Source organism: Streptomyces sp. HM190 (genome assembly GCF_009857135.1).
GTDB lineage: Bacteria > Actinomycetota > Actinomycetes > Streptomycetales > Streptomycetaceae > Streptomyces > Streptomyces heilongjiangensis.
In genome coordinates this window covers 7,152,456-7,169,685 of record NZ_CP047318.1, presented here as the reverse complement: position 1 = coordinate 7,169,685, position 17,230 = coordinate 7,152,456, and the positions used below count along the sequence as shown (strand labels likewise).

The window sequence follows — 17,230 nt, the reverse complement described above, 5'->3', positions numbered from 1 at the left end:
CCGAAAGCGGGACTGCGGGGGGAGGCAGCGGCTGGAACGGGGGTGTGTTTCGCGTGCTCTACAGGTGCACGGTGGCGGGTGTGGCGGCGGATTCCTCGATCGCGGCGAGGATGCGCTGGACCTGCAGCCCGTCTTCGAACGAGGGTGAGGGCGGGATGCCGTCGCGGATGGCCGTGAGGAAGTCACGGGCCTGGTGGGTGAAGGTGTGCTCCCAGCCGATCGTGTGGCCGGCAGGCCACCATGCGTCCATGTAGGGGTGCCCGGGCTCGGTGACGAGGATCCGCCGGAGGCCCTGTTCTTCGGCCGGACCCGCTGTCGCGTCGAGGAACTGGAGTTCGTTGAGCCGTTCGAGGTCGAATGCCAGGGACCCCTTGGAGCCGTAGATCTCGATCCGCAGCGAGTTCTTGCGTCCGAGGGCCACCCGTGAGGCGTGGACGGAGGCGACGGCTCCGCCGGCCAGGCTCAGCGTGGCCCAGGCGGCGTCGTCGACCGTGACGTCCTCGACCCCGTCGGGACCGGGGCGCCGGCGGGTGAAGGTGTGCAGGCGTGCTGAGACATCGGTGACGGTGTCGCGGAGGAGGAACTGGACCTGGTCGATCGCGTGGGAGGCGATGTCCCCCAGGGCTCCGGATCCGGCTGTCTCCTTGCGAAGCCGCCAGGTCATGGGCGCGGCTTCGTCGGCGAGCCAGTCCTGCAGGTACGACGCGTGGACCTCGCGGACGGTGCCGAGGCGGCCGGTGGCGATGAGCTGGCGGGCGTGGGCAAGGGCCGGCACGCGTCGGTAGTTGAACCCGACCATCGACTGGATCCCGTTGTCCCGGGCGGCCCGGGCGGTCGCGGCCATGGCCTGGGACTCGGCGATGGTGTTCGCCAGGGGTTTCTCCACGAGCACGTGTTTGCCGGCCTTGAGGGCCGCGATCGCGATCTCGGCGTGCAGCGCGCCCGGGGCGCAGATGTCCACGATGTCGATGTCGTCGCGGCCGATGACCTGTTGCCAGTCGGTTGCGGATTCCGCCCACCCGTAGTGCTCCGCGGCCTTCGAGACCTGCTCGGCGTCCCGGCCGACGAGCACTCTCTGTTCGGCGGCCGGTACGTCGAAGAACGCGCGGACGTTCCGCCATGCCTGTGAGTGGGCCTTGCCCATGAACGCGTACCCGATGGCTGCGACACCGAGCGTGCGGCGGCTCACTTCGCGGCTCCCTGCGCCGCCGGGGTGCCGGCCTGGAGGTAGCGCAGCGAGGCGGTGACGCCGTCGAAGATGTCGCCCGCGTAGTCGTCGAACTCGACGACGCGGACCTCCAGGGACTTCGCCGCGGCGATCACATTCCAGATGTCCATGTCGCCCTGGCCTGCGGGGAGCTGGGCTCGGACGTCGGTGTTAACGGGGCCGTCCTTGATGTGGAGCGCGACGACCCGTCCGCCGAGCCGTTCCAGCAGTGCGGCGGGGTCTTCGCCGCCGACCGCGGCCCAGTAGGTGTCGATCTCGAGGACGAGCTCGGGGTCGAGCAGGGCGGCGAAGAACTCGAGCGCCGTGCTGCCCTCGATCTTCGAGGAGAGTTCCCAGTCGTGGTTGTGGTAGCCGACGCGGATGCCGTGCTCGGCGGCCTTCTTGGCGGCTTGGTTGAGCCTGGTGGCCGTGTGTCGGATGGTCTCGGCATCCTGCCAGTGTTCGGCCGGGACGTAGGGCTCTATCACGGTACCGATGCCGAGGCGCTGAGCGGCTGCGAAGATCTCGTCCTGGTTCCCGGACAGCAGGGGGGCGTGGCCGGTCGGGGCGGTGATGCCGTTCTCGGCGAGCGCGTCGGCCAGCGCGTCGGCAAGGCGTGCGAAGTCGTAGGGCTCGACCTGGGTGTAGCCGATCTCGGCCAGGCGCCGGATGGTCCCGGGAAGGTCGTCGGCGATGGCGTTGCGGACGGTGTAGAGCTGGACTGAACAGGCCATGGGGAAGTGTTCCTTCGGCAGTGGTGGTGCGCAGAGAGGGTTCGCGCGGGCTCGGGATCAGCGGCCGGCGAGGGAGCCGCCGATGCCGCCGACGCTGAAGTACCTGTTGAGGGTGGCGAACACGGCGACGGGCGGGAGCATCATGACCACGGCGAGGGCCATGACGGAGCCCCAGTCGGTGGTGTTCTGCTGGAAGAAGGACTCGACGCCGATGGGCAGGGTGAAGTTGACGTCGGTGCGCAGGAACACGATGGCGACGAGGTAGTCGTTCCACGCGAGGAGGAATGCAAAGATCGCGGTGGAGAGCACCCCTGGCAGGCTGTTGCGCAGAACGATCCTCAGGAAGGAGCCGAACACCGAGCAGCCGTCGATCCAGGAAGCCTCCTCCAGACTGACGGGGATCGAATCGTAGTAGGCGGCCATCATCCAGGTTGCGACGGCCATGGTCGAGGCGACGTAGACGATGATGACGCCGAGCAGGTGGTCCGCCAGGCCGAGGTCGGCGAACAGGATGAACAGGGGCACCACTGAGGTGATGACCGGCAGGGACTGCATGACGAACAGCAGGAGGGAATAGCCCGAGACGGCCTTTGAGCGTCCGCGGGACAGGACGTACCCGGCCGGGGCGGCGACCGCGACGGAGACGACGACGGTGACCAGCGTGACGAGGAGGCTGTTGCCGAGCCAGGTGGATGCCAGGGTCTGGGTGAAGACGTTGGTGAAGTTCTCGAGTGTGAAACCGGTGGTCGTGCTCGTGGCGCCGGGGGTGAAGGCGAGTACGGCCACGACGGCGATGGGGACGAGGACGACGGCGGTGATCACGAGCATCAGGGCGAAGCGCCACCAGCGCCCGCGTACTTCGGCCTCAAAGACGGTGCGGCGCCTGGGGGAGCCGCCTGCGGCGGCCCCGTCGGCCGCTTCAGCGGCTTGGGTGTGCAGGACGGTGCTCATTCGACGCTCGACTTTCGGATCTGGCGGTACAGGACGGCGGAGACGACCACGAGGGTGACGGTCATGAGGAACGCGACAGCCACGCCGGGGCCGGTCTGGAAGTTCTGGAACACGGTGCGATAGGCGAACACGACGAGTGAGTTGGTCGCGTCGGCCGGGCCACCACCGGTGAGCAGGTAGATGGTTGGGAAGTCGTTGACGCAGAAGATCGTCATGAGGATCCACGAGATGTACGTGGAGCGTGCGATGAGCGGAAGCGTGATCCTGGTGAACTGCTGCCGGCGGCCGGCTCCGTCCATGCTCGCCGCCTCGTAGACGCTGGGGTCGACGGAGGCCAGCGCGGAGGCGGACATCATCATCATGAACGGGAAGCTGACCCAGACCTTGAAGACGCAGACCGTGACGGCAGCGAGGGTGGGGTCGGCGAGGAAGAGCGGTGTGCCCAGGCCGAGGGAGTGCAACAGGGCGGGGACGGGGCTCTGCGGGGTGGCGACGAGCCAGTTCCACGCGGTCGAGGAGACCACGATCGGCACGACCCACGGCAGGAGCAGCAGGATCTTGAACACGCCGCGGGCGGGGATGCGGGTGCGCAGGAGGAGTGCGAGGCCGAGGCCGACGAGCCACGAGCCGAACACGCCCACGATCGTGAACACCACGGTGAACTCCGCAGCCTTCCAGAACGCCGCAGAGGTCAGGACGTGTGTGAAGTTGTCCAGGCCGACGAAGCGGCCGGCGTCGATGAGCGAGCCGCTGTGGGTGGCCTGGATCGCAGCGTAGACCAGCGGGTAGCCGTTGATCAGAACCAGCAGGAGTACCGAGGGCAGCAGGAGCCAGAAGAACGTTCTGGTCGCCTGTGCCCTGAGCGGGCTGGTGGGATGACGCTTCGCGGGGGCGCGGCCAGGACCGCCGGGGGTCACACCGCGGCGGGCCTTGGCCAGCCCGTTCGTCGTGGTGGTCATGGAAGGGGCTCCCGTCAGGAGGTGATGACGGACTGCAGGCCGGACTGGAACGTGCGCAGTGCGCTCTTCGCGTCCGTCTTGCCACCCAGGACCGTCTGGGTGAACTGGTTGATCGCCTGGCCGCCGTCGAGGACTGCGAGGTTGGCCCTGAGGGCCGTGCCGCGGGCGGCGGACGTCTTGGCGATCGGCTGGTACTCCTTGAGGATCCTGACGTTGTTCGCGTCCTTGGTGAACTCGGGCAGTGCGGTGATGGACTTGAACACAGGCAGTGAGTTCATGAGGTTCTGCTGCCACAGCTGCTTGATGCGGCCCAGGTAGTAGACGAGGAACGCCTCGGACGAGGGCTGGGACGGGGTGTTCCTGTACATCATGATGTTGTTCAGGAAGACGAGGGCCGCCTTGTCGCCGTGCGGTCCCGTCAGCGGGCTCGCGGCCATGATGTCCCCCGAGGTGTCGCCCACGCGCTGCGGCAGGCCCAGCACGTACAGCCCGAAGCCCGCCTGCTTGTCCTTCCACTGGGCGTCCATGTTGTTCGTCGTGTAGCTCACGGCCCCCGGATCGATGACGCCGTTCGAGACCAGTTCGCGGACGAAGTCGACGGCCTCGACGTTACGGTCGTTCAGCAGGTCCAAGTGCCCGTCGGGGGTCCAGACCCCGCCGCCGTTGTTGAGCATCATGGCGATGAGGAAGTGGTTGCCGATGTTGTTGCCTGCGCCGGAGCCGGTGCAGAACCCGATCGCGCCCGCCTTCTTGAGGGCCTTGCCTGCCTGGAGCAGTGAGGGCCAGTCGGTCGGGACAGCGGCGCCGACCTTGTCCAGCAGGGACTTGCGGTACCAGAACACGCGCATGTCCATCTGCCACGGCACGGCGACGTAGCCGTTGTCCGACTTGAACGGTTCGAGGACGCCCGGGAGGAAGTCGTCGTACTGGCCGTTCTTCTTCAAGGCGTCGATGACGTTGTCCGCGTGCGCGATCGCTCCCTGCTGCTCGAACTGGAACGCCTGGAAGCCGGCGCCGGTGGAGACGGCCGGGCCTGTCTTGGAGGCGATGGCCGAGGAGAAGGTCTGGTAGAAGTTGTTCCACTGGATGATCTGGTAGTTCGCTCTGCGGTCGCCCGAGGCGGGGGCGTACGACTGCGTGATCTTCTTCGCTGCGGTGTTGTACGCGGGCGTGGCCCACGGCATGTCCCAGAACTCGATGCTGTTCCTGCTGGAGGACGAGGAGCCACCGCAGGCGGAGAGGGTGGGCGCGGCCGCGGCGGCAGCGGCGAGTCCGAGGAAGCCGCGGCGGGTGAACGCGGTCTGGGATGGGTTCATGGCTGGTCCTTCGTCATGGAGAGTGGCGGCGGTGGAACGGCGTGACCTCAGCCCCGCAGGGCGACGGCCAGTGCTGTGATGCGGTGGAGTTCGGCGACGTCGCGGCAGACGGTGGCCCCCGTGGCGATTGCCACGGCCCGCCGCCAGCTTGCGCGGCGGGATGTTTCCCACAGAGTGGGAAGGAGGCGTTCACCGTCAGGTGTGAGGATCCGGACTTCGGCCGGTGCGGCCGTGTCCGGTGCCGGAACGGCGGCGGTGAGACTGCCGTCCGCCGTCAGCAGCCGCAGCCGCATCGAGGCGGGCGCTGCGTTGCTCACGACGACGGAGAGGCTCAACGGGGCACCCGTGTCGAGGTGGCCTGCAGCATGCCATCCGTCGCAGTCCCGGTGGAGCGTCCGACGGATGCCGAAGGCGCCGGCCACGCGGGATGTCGCGGTGAGCAGGTCGAGCATCGCGGCGTCGACATCGGTGCCCGCAGGCACACGCAGCTGCGCGTCGGCGAAAACGGCCCGCTCCCGCAGCGGACCTGCGGCGTCGCCGGCTGCCAGTACGCCGGGATTGGCGGCGAAGGCCCAGCCCAGCACGGTGCGGGCGGCGGCTTCCCCCCCGAGCCGGGCGGCACTGTCGTCCGCGGAGGGCGACTCCACGACGACGGTCACAGCCCCCCTGGCCATCGCCTCCTCGGCGCGAACGGCCCACCCGGGCGCGCCGGTGACGGCGGCGAGCTGCGCAGGCGAGGAAGCAGGGGCGAGTGAGAGGGGAAGCGAGGCGGTGACCTCGGCCAGTCCCGGGACCTGCGTCGGGTCGACGGTGAGTGCGACGGTCATGCTGCAGCCTCCAGGATGTGAGTCCGGGCGCCCTCGGCGATGGCGAGGGCGAAGCTCAGGTCGTCGATGAGTGCCGGCGCGCCGGGCGCCGGATCAGTGCCCCGGAGGATTCCGGCGATACGCCGCCACTCGCCCTCGTAGCCGTTGTGGCCGAACGGACCCGCGATGGTGGTACGGCCGCGTGCCGTGAGTTCGGCGACAGCGGAGCCGGCCTGAACGTACGACGGTGTGAACGTCACCTTGAGCGACGAATCCGGGCCGATGGCCTCGAACGTCCAGTCGGGCTTCCATGCGGCGCTCGCGCCGGAGGACATCTGGGCGGTGAGCTCGACGGTACGGCCGCCGGCCCGGAGAAGGAAGACGTAGCCCACGGGTTCGACGACCTCCGCGCGCAGGACCGCGAGGTCGTCGAAGAAGGGTACGAAGCGCCGCGCGAGGGGCAGGTCGTGGATCGCCAGGCCGAGGATGCCGCCCGCGAGCGTGGCCGCGATGACCGCGGGGTCGGTGGTGTCGGGCTCATTGACGCTGGGGCGGGCGATGACCTCGGTCGCGAAGTCCTCGAAGCGGGCGTTCGGCGGCAGCACGACCGAGGAGCGCAGGGTGTGGGCCGTCTTGGGCAGGTCACCCCACAGCTGCTCGGCTGCGAGCCACCCTGGATCGAACGCGTGCATGGCCCCGACGATGATCGGCACCCCTGTCTCCGCGGACACCGCGGAGATCTGGGCGGCCTCCTCGACCGAGACGGCGAACGGCTTTTCGCACAGCACGGCCTTCTTTCCCGCCCGGCAGGCGGCGATGACCTGCTCCGCGTGAAACCGGTGCGGGCTGCAGACCGCGACAACCTCCACGCCCGGGTCCGCGAGGAGGGCGTCCACCGAGGCGGTGTGCCGGGCACCGACTCGGGCGGCGACCGCAGAGGCGACATCGGCGTCGACGTCCATGACATGGGCGACGGTGAACAACTCGGTGAGTCGGGAGAGCGTCGGCAGATGGATCGCCTGAGTCACCGGGCCCGCGCCCAGGAACCCCACGCCGAGACGGGAGCTCACGGCTTGGACCGTGTCGGTCGGAGTCGATGAGGGCACCTGAAGAACTCCTGTGTGATCTTGAACCGGCGGCGCTGACAGCGCGAGGCAGACGGTTAACGTGGCGGGCATCACATGGAAACCACTCGCTTACTTTTCGGAACAGTAAGCGAGTGGTAGCTTTTGGACAAGGGGTTGAACGACAGGATCTGACACCGTTCCCTTTCGCCCGGTTCGGCGAGCGATGTTCGGATCTGGCACGGCGACAGAGTGCTGCAGGGGAGGAGACACGCGGGATGCCGACACGTGTCCCTCCGCGTGGAGGGCGGCAGATCGCCTTGTTACGGACAGGTCGCGGGACGCGGCGTGCGGTGAGGCCAGGCCCGCGGCCGCTGTCGCCCGCCTGCCGACGCCGAGACGGAGTCATCCTCGCCGGGCCGCGAGCCACATTGCCGGGTCGGCGGACACATCGGCAGCGGGGCGGCTGCGAAGGGGAGCTGTGCGGATACCTGCTCAGCAAGCCGACCCGGGATGTCGGACCTGAAGCGGCGAACCGCGCCCAAGACCAACTGTGCCGGGACTGCGCCATCGGAGCACAACGAGGAAGGGCCAACTGGCTATGGCAGAACAGGCTTCGCAGTCATCACGAGGCCCGTACCGCAAGGGCATCGAACGCAGACGGCAGATCGTGGAGGCGGCTGCAAAAATCTTCGCCCAGTACGGCTACGCGGCAGGGTCCCTGCGCCACATCGCAGCGGAGGTCGGCGTGACCAACGCGGCGCTGATCAAGCACTTCGGGGACAAGGAGGGGCTGCTCACCGCTGTCCTCGACTACTGGGACCGCGAAGCGGTGGTGCTCAGCGGAACGGGCCTGGAGTACTTTCGCTCCATCTGCTCGCTGATGGAATACCACACGACTCACCGTGGCTTCATCGAACTCTTCCTGACCCTGGCCACGGAGGCGTCGAACCCTGAGCATCCCGCACGGGAATTCTTTGTCGCCAGGTACAACAAGGTGGTAGCCGAGTTCGCCATGCACCTGCGCGAGGCTCAGGAGGCCGGTCAAGTCGCCCTTCGCGAGGAACGGATCGAACCAGAGGCCCGAGCACTCGTCGCACTCCTTGACGGCATCGAGATCCAGTGGCTGCTCAACCCCGAGTTGGACCTCGTCGGGTTTGTGCGCGCCCTCCTTGAGGCGACCATCGAGCGGTGGCAAACGGGCCACGGCTTCGTGGCGTCCCTCGGCGCCAAGCTCACGGACGCCCCTATAACGCGGGGGTGACGGGAACCGGTCTGACCAGGTTGAAGACCTCTCGGGCGGCATACCGCTTGAGGCATCGGATGATCTCACGCCGGGTCTTGCCTTCCTGGGTGCGGCGTTCGAAGTACGCCTGGGTGCGCGGGTCGTGGCGCAGCCGGGTGAAGACGATGCGGTGCAGGGCCGCGTTGGCCTGGCGGTCGCCGCCGTAGTTGAGCCGACGCGTGCGCCGCCGGCCGGAGGAGTACTCGATGGGGCTGACTCCGCAAAGGGCGGCAAAGGACGCCTCGGTGTTCAGCCGCTCGGGATTGTCCCCCATGGTGATCAGGAGAGTGGCGGCACTGTCCGGGCCGATGCCCACCGGTACGAGCAGCTGTGGGGCGTGACGCTCGACGAGCCGGGTCAGGCGTTGGTTCAGCTCATTGATCTGTCCGCTGAGCTGTTCGATGCGTTCGGCGAGCATGCGCAACGTCATGTGGGTGGCCTGGGCCACCGCGTCCTCGTCTCCCCCACCATCGGGCGGGCTGAGGGTCTCGCAGGTTCGGAACAGCTCGGCATTGCCCAAGCTCGACAACCGCTCCCGCAGGGCGGGGTCGGCGATGACCAGGACGGCCTTGAGCTGGTTGATCGCCTGGGTACGGCCTTGACCGCGGAGTCCTTGGCGAGTTTGTAGATCCGGACGCTGTGCACCGGACCGTCGCCGGACTTGGCCCGGGCCCGGGCGCGACCGCTGAGCACGGCTCGCGCGGCGGCCTGCGCGTCGAGCGGGTCCGACTTCCCGAGCAGTCGGCGGGCCGACCGGTCGGGCCGGTTCACTTCGAACACCTGGATCTGCTGGGTCACCAGGTGGCGGGACAGGCCCGCGCCGAAGGTGCCGGTGCCCTCCACGCCGGCACGGCGCACCGTACCCCGCTTGCGGGCCCACACGAGTAGCTGCCGATAGCCGGCCGCCGTGGCCGGAAACGACTCGTTACCCAGGACCTTCCCGAGCGGGGAGATCACGGCGGCGACATGCACCTCGCCGTGCGTGTCCACGCCCAGTACGACCTCGCGCCGACCGGGAGGATCCGTGCTCGAGGAGGTACTGCTCTGTCGGGTCGACATAGTGGTCCGCCTCCCGCGTGGTGACGTGCTGGTGGATGGCACCGGCCCGCTCGGGCGGTCTGAACCGTGATGGCGCCTGATCGTTGGCAAGGCCCCTGACTTGTTGCATCGAGCCCAGATGCTCGGTCTGCAGCCGTAGCGTCCAGGGTGTCGGTCGGCACGGGCCCGCAGTGCCCCTTGCCGCCCTCGGGCTGGCTCACCAATAGCGTGCCGTCGCCGGCCGACACCCGCGCGGTGTGGCTCGACAGAGGCATGAAGGTGACACGGTGACTTCAAGTCAGGGTGCCCACCGCACTCCCCTTCCTGACTCATCGAGTGCGAAAGCAGCAGCCTGTGATCCTGATCGGTGTCGATCCCCATAAGAGGTCCTAACAGAAGTTGTTGATCATGTGACTGTTGTCGTGCCGGCTCGTTGGACTGGTCGTGGGGAATCGTCAGTCGCGGCCGTGGATCGTGTCGGATGAACTGTGGGCGCTGATCGAGCCGTTGCTGCCCGGACCGGGGCCGAAGCTGGTCGAGGGCCGGCCGCGGGTACCGGACCGCCAGGCCCTGTGCGGCATCCTGTTCGTGCTGCACACCGGCATCCAGTGGGAGTACCTGCCCCAGGAGCTGGGCTTCGGCTCGGGCATGACCTGCTGGCGTCGCCTGGCCGCCTGGAACGAGGCCGGCGTGTGGGACGAACTGCATCTGGTGCTGCTCAGGCAACTGCGGTCGGCGAAGAAGCTGGACTGGTCCCGGGCGGTGATCGACTCCTCCCACATCCGGGCGGCCCGCAGGGGCCCAAAAGCGGACCCAGCCCGGTCGACCGCGCACGGCCGGGCAGCAAGCACCACGTCATCACCGACGCCCAAGGCATCCCGCTCGCAGTGTCGCTGACCGGCGGCAACCGCAACGACGTCACACAGTTGGTGCCCCTGCTCGACAAGATCCCCGCCGTCGCCGGAACCGTCGGCCGTCCCCGGCGGCGGCCGGACGCCCTGCTGGCCGACCGCGGCTACGACCACGACAAGTACCGGCGCCTGCTCTGGCAGCGCGGCATCCGCCCGGTCATCGCCGAACGAGGTGAGGAACACGGCTCTGGCCTGGGCGTCTTCCGGTACGTCGTCGAGAGAACGATCGCCTGGCTGCACGGCTTCCGTCGCCTGCGTATCCGATGGGAACGACGCGACGACATCCACGAAGCCTAATTCGTTTTCAGCGGCCCACACAGAGCGGTTGTCGCTCCAGCGGGCTGTTCGAGTACGGGACTGCGACGCCTCCGGCGAACCGGGTTCAATGAGATCTCCGCATAGAGCGGCGTGCAGTCCCCGTGCTCGTGGTGGTGGTCGCGTGGGCGTCGGACGGATTCCTACACGAAGCCTGGCTTGAGAAGCCTTGAGCGAAGAGCGAAGCGCTCGTGCCTGCGTGACCGCCGCCACCCCAGGCCGTGTTTGCTCGTTGACGTTGGTGGTGCGAGCCCGCTGCATGGTGACCTCTCGAAACGCCCGAGCGTTGCGAGCTCCCGTCGAGACCGAGGCCCGTGTGACGCGCTGGTGCCACGAACGGCTGGTGAGGTGGCGGACCGGCCTTGTCGCCGAGTCCTGGAATTAGGTCGCTGCGTGGCCCGCATGCGCTCGTGACCAGCGCAAACACCCACACCATGGGGAGGATGCCTTGATCTACTGCGGAATCGACTGGGCCGAGAGGACGCGGCGCCACCACCACCGACGGCACCACTCCCAGCTGCCCGACCAGCGGAGGCACCACCACCACCCACACCTACGACACCGCCGACCGCCTCGTCGACAACGGCTACACCTACGACGCGTTCGGCCGCACCACCAGCGAGCCCGGCAGCACCACCACCGCCTACTACGTCAACGACCTCGCCTATCGGCAGACCAGCGGAAGCCAGCGCACCACGTGGCAACTCGACCCCGCCGGACGCTTCCGCGCCTACACCGGCGAATCCAACTCCTCCGGCACCTGGACCCAAACCGCCTCCAAGACCAGCCACTACGACGGAGCCTCAGACCGCCCCTCATGGACTGTCGAGGACACCTCCACCGGCGCCTACACCAGGAACGTGCCTGACCTCGGCGGGGCACTGGGGGCGACCTACAACTCCAGCAACGGCGACGTCACCCTGCAGCTCACAAACCTGCACGGAGACGTCACCATGACTCTGCCCACCAACGACCCGAACACGGCCGTTTCCGTCACGGCCACAGACGAGTACGGCAATCCCATAGCCGGCACCAGCAGTACCCGCTACCGCTGGCTCGGCGGCAAAGAACGCTCCGCCGAAACACCCACCGGCGACATCCTGATGGGCGCCCGCCTCTACAACCCCGCCAACGGACGCTTCCTCAGCACTGACCCACTTCCCGGCGGAAGCGCGAATTCCTACGACTACACCGCCCAGGACCCGGTCAATAAATTCGACCTCGACGGTCGCATGATCGTCTGCGGTGACAACCGCACGGGCAGCCAGTGCAGCAACGCAACAACCCCCTGGTACTACGAGGGGCGCTACAGCCACATCACCGGCTGGCAGCCCTCTTTCTACAGTTCGATGCCCGGCCATATCCGAGCCATCTTCCAGACGCTGGAAGCCTCCTTCATGGGAGGCGTCTACATTGAGGAAGCGTATTGGCGGTACGACTACCACTACAGTCGCTACTACCGCTACTACCACGGCCAGGTTCAGCACAAGACAACGAACTGGAGGCTGTATGCCGAGCAGCCGCGACTCAAGGTCTGGATCAATTTCTTCGGCGACTACACCATCGCCGGCTACTGGGACAACGGCGAGTGGGGTCCCACCGATTAACTAGCAGCACTCGATCCCCGTCTCAATGAGCGGAGGGGAGCAAGTGTGATTCACCCGCTCCCCTCCGCGCAATCGGGACTGAGACTCCTGGCAAGATGCGCCGATATGTGCATTGACGCCACTCGCCGCTATGCCTCTACGATCTCTTCCCGTGCGGCGCGTGGAGTTGCAGGGATACAATGACGCAGGACGCGCCTTCGCAAGAATGAATGCGATGTGGCGAGATTCCAAGTTGATGCACGGCCAACTCACAAGCTGAATTGATTCGATCCGCCGGCATCGAGGGTCGATATCTGATTGAAGATAGGAATTTCCGTTGACTTACCTGCAGATCACGTTGGCGCTGGTGGAAATTTTTTCCGCTGGTGCAGCCGTGTGGCAGCTCAAAGGGGCGCGTGATCCTCTCTGGATTCCGGTTATGCTAGTCATAGTCGGGGCAGGCGTGTTGGTTCCCTCGATCTATCCAATCGGCCACGCCACTATCGTTTCCCTTGGGCTGCAAATTATTGCGGCAGCGATACTTCTCTGGGTTGCCAGAATCGGTCTTCGACGCGACCTTGATCGGTGAGTGGCCAGCCATAGAGAGCCGGCAGCATAGTAGAGGACGAACAGAGCCGTGTTCATTAAAGGCACTACTGGCAGGAATTCCCAGCCAGAACAGCGAATTACAGCACGAACCGTTTAGCCTCAAGCACACCCGTGCCACCCGGAGTACCACGAGCGTCAAGGACGCCGCCCAGGCGTTCGGCATATCGAGGTCGAAGGGCTACTACCGTCGCCGACGTCCATGTCTACCCCCGCGCACTCTCGTCGACCGAAGTCAGCGCCCTGCACTGGCCCACCGCCGAAGTAGGGCCCGCGCCGACTCCGACACGAGCAGCGCGGGCCCGCCCACGTCCGCGGCAACCGCCAGCCACACCCAGCCGGCGAACGGACCGACACCGTCGAACACCCCCCCAAGACCAGCCTGCGGAGACCACCCAGGAGATCACGCCCGCCAGCACTACCTCCGAGCACAGGCGCGTTGCAGACATCGAAGCGGCACACCACAGGCGCATCCCCCCGGAAAGCCGCCACAGAAGAAGCCCACATCAAGTACGTCGAGGCTCAGCGCGCGATCTCCACCACCGCGCCAGCCACGCAGCCGAGCCGGACCAAAACACCACCAGCCGACGGGGGCTTCGTCGCGCTGCCAGCTGTCACGGGCGAGTCACAAACCCCGTGGACACCCTCTCGACACGGGATCCCGAAATGGGATATATATGCCCACTCAGGACTGGATGGACGGCGGTGGACGGCTTCTACGACATGTGCCATGTGGTACCCAGTGAGGGACCGAGGATCAGGACCGGAGCGTCTTCGGGCCCGTCGAAGCGGTATTGCAGGGTGTTCGGTGGTGTCTCGCTCACGCCCCAGACCCTCTCACGTCTCACGGACGCCCCTATAACGGGGGAACGGCGGGTACCGTTCTGACCAGGTTGAAGACCTCTCGGGCGGCATATCGCCTGAGGCATCGGATGTTCTCACGGCGGGTCTTGCCCTCCTGGGTGCGGCGTTCGTAGTACGCCTGGGTGCGCGGGTCGTGGCGCAGGCGGGTGGACACGATGCGGTGCAGGGCAGCGTTCGCCTGGCGGTCGCCGCCGTTGTTGAGCCGGCGCGTGCTCCACCGGCCGGAGGAGTACTCGATGGGGCTGACTCCGCAAAGGGCAGCAAAGGACGCCTCGGTGTTCAGCCGCTCGGGATTGTCTCCCATGGTGATCAGCAGGGTGACGGCGCTGTCCGGACCGATGCCCACCGGTACGAGCAACTGTGGGGAGTGGTGTTCGACGAGCTGGGTCAGGCGTTGGTTCAGCTCATCGATCTGCCCGGTGAGCTGTTCGATGCGCTCGGCGAGCATGCTCAGGGTCATGTGGGTGGCCTGGGCCACCGCGCTCTCGCCGTCCTCGCCATCGTCTGGGCCGAGGCGTCTGCAGGTGCGGAACAGCTCGCGGTTGCCCAGTCTGGACAGTCGTTCCCGCAGTGCGGGATCGGCGATGACCAGGACGGCTTTGAGCTGGTTTACCGCCTGGGTACGGGCTTTGACTGCGGAGTCCTTGGCGAGTTTCAGTATCCGGGCGCTGTGCACCGGACCGTCGCCGGACTTGGCCCGGGCCCGGACGCGACCACTGAGCACGGCCCGCGCTGCGGCCTGGGCATCGAGCGGGTCCGACTTCCCCAGCAGCCGGCGGGCCGAGCGGTCGGGGCGGTTCACCTCGTACACCTCGACCAGCTGCGCCAGCAGGTAGCGAGACAAGGCCGCGCCGAAGGTGCCGGTGCCCTCCACACCGGCCCGGCGCACCGTCCCCCGCCTGCGTGCCCGTACGAGGAGCCGCCGGTAGCCGGCCGCCGTGGCCGGAAAGGTCTCGGTGCCCAGCATCTTCCCGAGCGTGGAGATCACGGCGGCGACGTGCACCTCACCATGCGTGTCCACGCCCAGCACGACCTCGCTCCGCACGGGAGGATCCGTACTGGAGGGGATGCTGCGTTGTCTGGTCGTCATGGTGGTTCGCCTCCCGCGTGGTGACGTGCTGGGTGAATGGCACCGGCCCGCTCGGGCGGTCTGAACCGTGATGGAGCCTGAAACTCGGCAAGGCACCTATGGGGACACGCCCTGTGGCTCGGTGGCAGGCAGCATCCCGCAACGGCAGTCGACAGGTCCGTGACCGGACACTTCGGTCATAGATCTCATGAGTCAGACCCCCGTGCGGGACGGCACTGCGTAACCGTCCCATTGATCTCGGCACAACGGCATGACTCGATCACTGTCGGACGGCTTCTTCCGAACCGGTGCTCAACCTGGCCTGGGCAGGCTGACGATGGTTTGGCTAGTCGCCCGTTAGTGACCGGCATTGACGGCCAGTCATTGCCGCTGCCTTACCGGCTGTCCTTCGTCGGCCACGGCACGAACGCAGGGCAGCCCTGAACGGTCCATGGTCGCAGCGAACTCGTCCGGTGAAGCCAGCCGGCAGTCGAATTCGGCGTTGCGGCAGCTGGCCGCAGGAGGCGTGGCGACTGGGTGGCGCGCTGAGGACACGGGCCGAGGCCGCTCTGGCGTCGCGGCTGGGGATGATGCCCAAGGCGTCGGGATCGGCCGCCCCGGCGATGACCGAGGCGATCAGGCGGTGCGACGGCTGGTGCCGTCTCGTAGGCTGCGGGCCATGAGCGATATCTCCACTGCGACGCCCTCGGAAGCGTTCGAACTGCTGCTGGCCGGTAACCAGCGCTTCGTCACCAACGCCCCCGAGCACCCGAACCAGGACGCCACCCGCCGCGCCGAGATCGCCCCGGGCCAGCAGCCCTTCGCCGTGCTGTTCGGGTGTTCCGACTCCCGGCTGGCCGCCGAGATCATCTTCGACCGCGGCCTGGGCGACCTGTTCGTGGTGCGCACCGCCGGCCACGTGGTGGGGGCGGAAGTGCTGGGCAGCATCGAGTACGGCGTTGACGTGCTGGGCTGCCCGCTGGTCGTGGTGCTCGGCCACGACTCGTGCGGGGCGGTCGGCGCGGCGTGCGCTGCGCTGGAGGACGGCATGGCCCCGGCCGGCTACATCCGGGATGTGGTCGAGCGGGTGACCCCCAGCGTGCTGGCGGCGCGAGCCGCCGGACGGGTGGAGCCACAGGAGGTCCTCGCCGAGCACGTAAGGCACACTGTCGACCTGCTGCTGGACCGCTCTCGCGTCCTCGCCGAGAAGGTGGCCGCCGGCCAGGCCGCCGTGGTGGGCCTGTGCTACCGGCTGGCCGACGGCAGCGCGCAGCTCGTTGCGGCCCGCGGCCTCGACACGCACGTCGCCACCGCGTCCTGACCACCCCGGCCGCGGCTGCCCCGAGAATGTGCCGCGGCCGGAAGGGACTCCACGGGCGCCATCAGGGTTGGTCGCGCCGACGGGAACACCGAGCGGCGTGGGTGCTGGTCACACCGTGGGCCGGGGCCCGGCGGCGCGGCGCAGCCGGTTGGCGATCGCCAGTCCCAGCCCCTCCTCCGTCGGCAAAGACACGATGATGAGGTCGCACCCTCGCTGGTCGAGTTCACGCAGGAATCCGTACAGCCCGCGTGCGTAGGCAGCCGTCGAGGCGGGAAGGGCCACCACGGCGTGCACCTTCACGGAGGCGTCGGTGAGGGAGGGCGGAAGGAAGACGCCGACCTGGTGGCCCAGCTCCTGGGCGAGCTCCGCTTCAGCGACGACCTTCTCCGGTTCGACGAGGACGACCCGCGCCCGGGGCGCGTAGTGCGACGGATGCTGGCCCGGCACGCGGACCTGGCTCGTCGAAGGGACCGTGATCGGGCACTTCAGCACCGCTTCGAGGTCCTCGCGGGTCACCCCGCCGGGCCGCAGGATGCTCGGGATGTCGCCCGTGGCGTCCACGATGGTCGACTCGACACCCACCTCGCAGGAGCCACCGTCCAGCACGAAGTCGACGGCATCACCGAGCTCCGCCCGGACGTGGTCCGCGGTGGTGGGGCTGACCGAGCCGAAGCGGTTGGCGGACGGAGCGGTGACACCGCCACCGAAGGCCGACAGCAGCGCCTGTGCCACGGGGTGGTCGGGGACGCGCACGGCCACCGTCTCCAATCCGCCGGTCGCTTCGAGCGGCACCCGTCGGCCGCGCCGCAGGACCAGCGTCAGCGGTCCCGGCCAGAAGTGCTCGGCCAGCAGGCGCGCGGTGGCGGGCACCTCCTGGACCCAGTCGTCCAGGTGCTCCGCGCCGCCGATGTGGACGATCAGCGGATGGGACGGCGGGCGCCCTTTGACCCGGAAGATACGGGCAACGGCGACGGGATCTTCGGCGTTGGCGCCCAGACCGTAGACGGTTTCGGTCGGGAGGGCCACCAGGCCGCCGGTGCGCAGTACCTCGACTGCCTTCTCGATATCGGGGGTTCTTGCCATCACTCGAGCAATTCTCCCACCGCGCCCTCCGCGACGTGCCTATCACCGATCGCCGATCCGGACCGGCCGTCCTGGCGGCCATTCACCAGCTGCAGGGGCACCGACGAAGCCGCCT

The 17,230-nt window shown here is 67.8% G+C and carries 13 protein-coding genes and 2 pseudogenes; 5 read left to right on the top strand and 10 right to left on the bottom strand.

What is annotated here, in order from left to right; genetic code table 11:
- Positions 1–58: 58 nt before the first annotated feature.
- Genes GSY65_RS30635 through GSY65_RS30605 form a run of 7 tightly spaced genes read right to left on the bottom strand, consistent with a single transcriptional unit; the run spans position 59 to position 7,043 of the window.
- Entirely contained in the window at positions 59–1,144 is a 1,086-nt protein-coding gene (locus GSY65_RS30635) for a Gfo/Idh/MocA family protein (protein WP_159776558.1), read from the bottom strand.
- Between the two features lie 41 nt (positions 1,145–1,185).
- The gene (locus GSY65_RS30630) at positions 1,186–1,941 is read right to left on the bottom strand and encodes a sugar phosphate isomerase/epimerase family protein (protein ID WP_159774685.1); all 756 of its coding nucleotides are present in this window, start codon (positions 1,939–1,941) and stop codon (positions 1,186–1,188) included.
- Positions 1,942–1,998: 57 nt separating this feature from the next.
- Complete coding sequence (locus GSY65_RS30625; RefSeq protein ID WP_159774683.1) at positions 1,999–2,892, bottom strand: carbohydrate ABC transporter permease; 894 nt, start codon at positions 2,890–2,892, stop codon at positions 1,999–2,001.
- Positions 2,889–3,851: a carbohydrate ABC transporter permease gene (locus GSY65_RS30620; protein ID WP_159774681.1), complete on the bottom strand. Its 963-nt coding sequence runs from the start codon at positions 3,849–3,851 to the stop codon at positions 2,889–2,891. Before GSY65_RS30620 ends, GSY65_RS30625 begins: the two co-directional genes overlap by 4 nt.
- 14 nt (positions 3,852–3,865) lie before the next feature.
- Positions 3,866–5,167 carry an ABC transporter substrate-binding protein gene (locus tag GSY65_RS30615; RefSeq protein WP_159774679.1) on the bottom strand — a complete coding sequence of 434 codons (1,302 nt, stop codon included), beginning with the start codon at positions 5,165–5,167 and terminating at the stop codon, positions 3,866–3,868.
- 47 nt (positions 5,168–5,214) lie between these two features.
- Positions 5,215–5,994 carry a hypothetical protein gene (locus GSY65_RS30610; protein WP_159774677.1) on the bottom strand — a complete coding sequence of 260 codons (780 nt, stop codon included), beginning with the start codon at positions 5,992–5,994 and terminating at the stop codon, positions 5,215–5,217.
- The gene (locus GSY65_RS30605) at positions 5,991–7,043 is read right to left on the bottom strand and encodes a Gfo/Idh/MocA family protein (RefSeq protein ID WP_201452722.1); all 1,053 of its coding nucleotides are present in this window, start codon (positions 7,041–7,043) and stop codon (positions 5,991–5,993) included. The genes GSY65_RS30610 and GSY65_RS30605 overlap by 4 nt, the downstream gene beginning before the upstream one ends.
- 595 nt (positions 7,044–7,638) lie before the next feature.
- Here GSY65_RS30605 and GSY65_RS30600 point away from each other — a divergent pair.
- Positions 7,639–8,301, top strand: a complete 663-nt coding sequence (locus GSY65_RS30600) for a TetR/AcrR family transcriptional regulator (RefSeq protein ID WP_159774673.1) — start codon at positions 7,639–7,641, stop codon at positions 8,299–8,301.
- On the opposite strand, the pseudogene GSY65_RS34785 reads toward GSY65_RS30600, so the two are convergent.
- Positions 8,285–9,381: pseudogene (locus GSY65_RS34785) on the bottom strand (IS110 family transposase). The gene GSY65_RS30600 and the pseudogene GSY65_RS34785 sit on opposite strands and share 17 nt — an antisense overlap.
- Before the next feature lie 423 nt (positions 9,382–9,804).
- On the opposite strand from GSY65_RS34785, the pseudogene GSY65_RS30590 reads away from it, so the two are divergent.
- The 3 genes and pseudogenes from GSY65_RS30590 (at position 9,805) to GSY65_RS30580 (ending at position 12,761) form a co-directional block, all read left to right on the top strand.
- Positions 9,805–10,568 (top strand): annotated as a pseudogene (locus GSY65_RS30590) (IS5 family transposase).
- 878 nt (positions 10,569–11,446) lie between these two features.
- A complete protein-coding gene (locus tag GSY65_RS30585; RefSeq protein WP_236580128.1) occupies positions 11,447–12,193 on the top strand; it encodes an RHS repeat-associated core domain-containing protein in 747 nt (248 codons plus the stop codon).
- A 316-nt stretch (positions 12,194–12,509) separates the two neighbouring features.
- The gene (locus GSY65_RS30580) at positions 12,510–12,761 is read left to right on the top strand and encodes a hypothetical protein (RefSeq protein ID WP_159774671.1); all 252 of its coding nucleotides are present in this window, start codon (positions 12,510–12,512) and stop codon (positions 12,759–12,761) included.
- An 873-nt stretch (positions 12,762–13,634) separates the two neighbouring features.
- On the opposite strand, the gene GSY65_RS30575 is transcribed toward GSY65_RS30580, so the two are convergent.
- Positions 13,635–14,732 carry an IS110 family transposase gene (locus tag GSY65_RS30575; protein ID WP_236580127.1) on the bottom strand — a complete coding sequence of 366 codons (1,098 nt, stop codon included), beginning with the start codon at positions 14,730–14,732 and terminating at the stop codon, positions 13,635–13,637.
- 658 nt (positions 14,733–15,390) lie between these two features.
- On the opposite strand from GSY65_RS30575, the gene GSY65_RS30570 reads away from it, so the two are divergent.
- Complete coding sequence (locus tag GSY65_RS30570; protein ID WP_159774669.1) at positions 15,391–16,032, top strand: carbonic anhydrase; 642 nt, start codon at positions 15,391–15,393, stop codon at positions 16,030–16,032.
- A gap of 108 nt (positions 16,033–16,140) precedes the next feature.
- Here the strand turns inward: GSY65_RS30570 and GSY65_RS30565 are convergent, their stop codons facing one another.
- On the bottom strand, positions 16,141–17,115 hold the full coding sequence (locus GSY65_RS30565) for an L-threonylcarbamoyladenylate synthase (protein ID WP_159774667.1): 975 nt from the start codon (positions 17,113–17,115) through the stop codon (positions 16,141–16,143).
- Positions 17,116–17,230 lie beyond the last annotated feature (115 nt).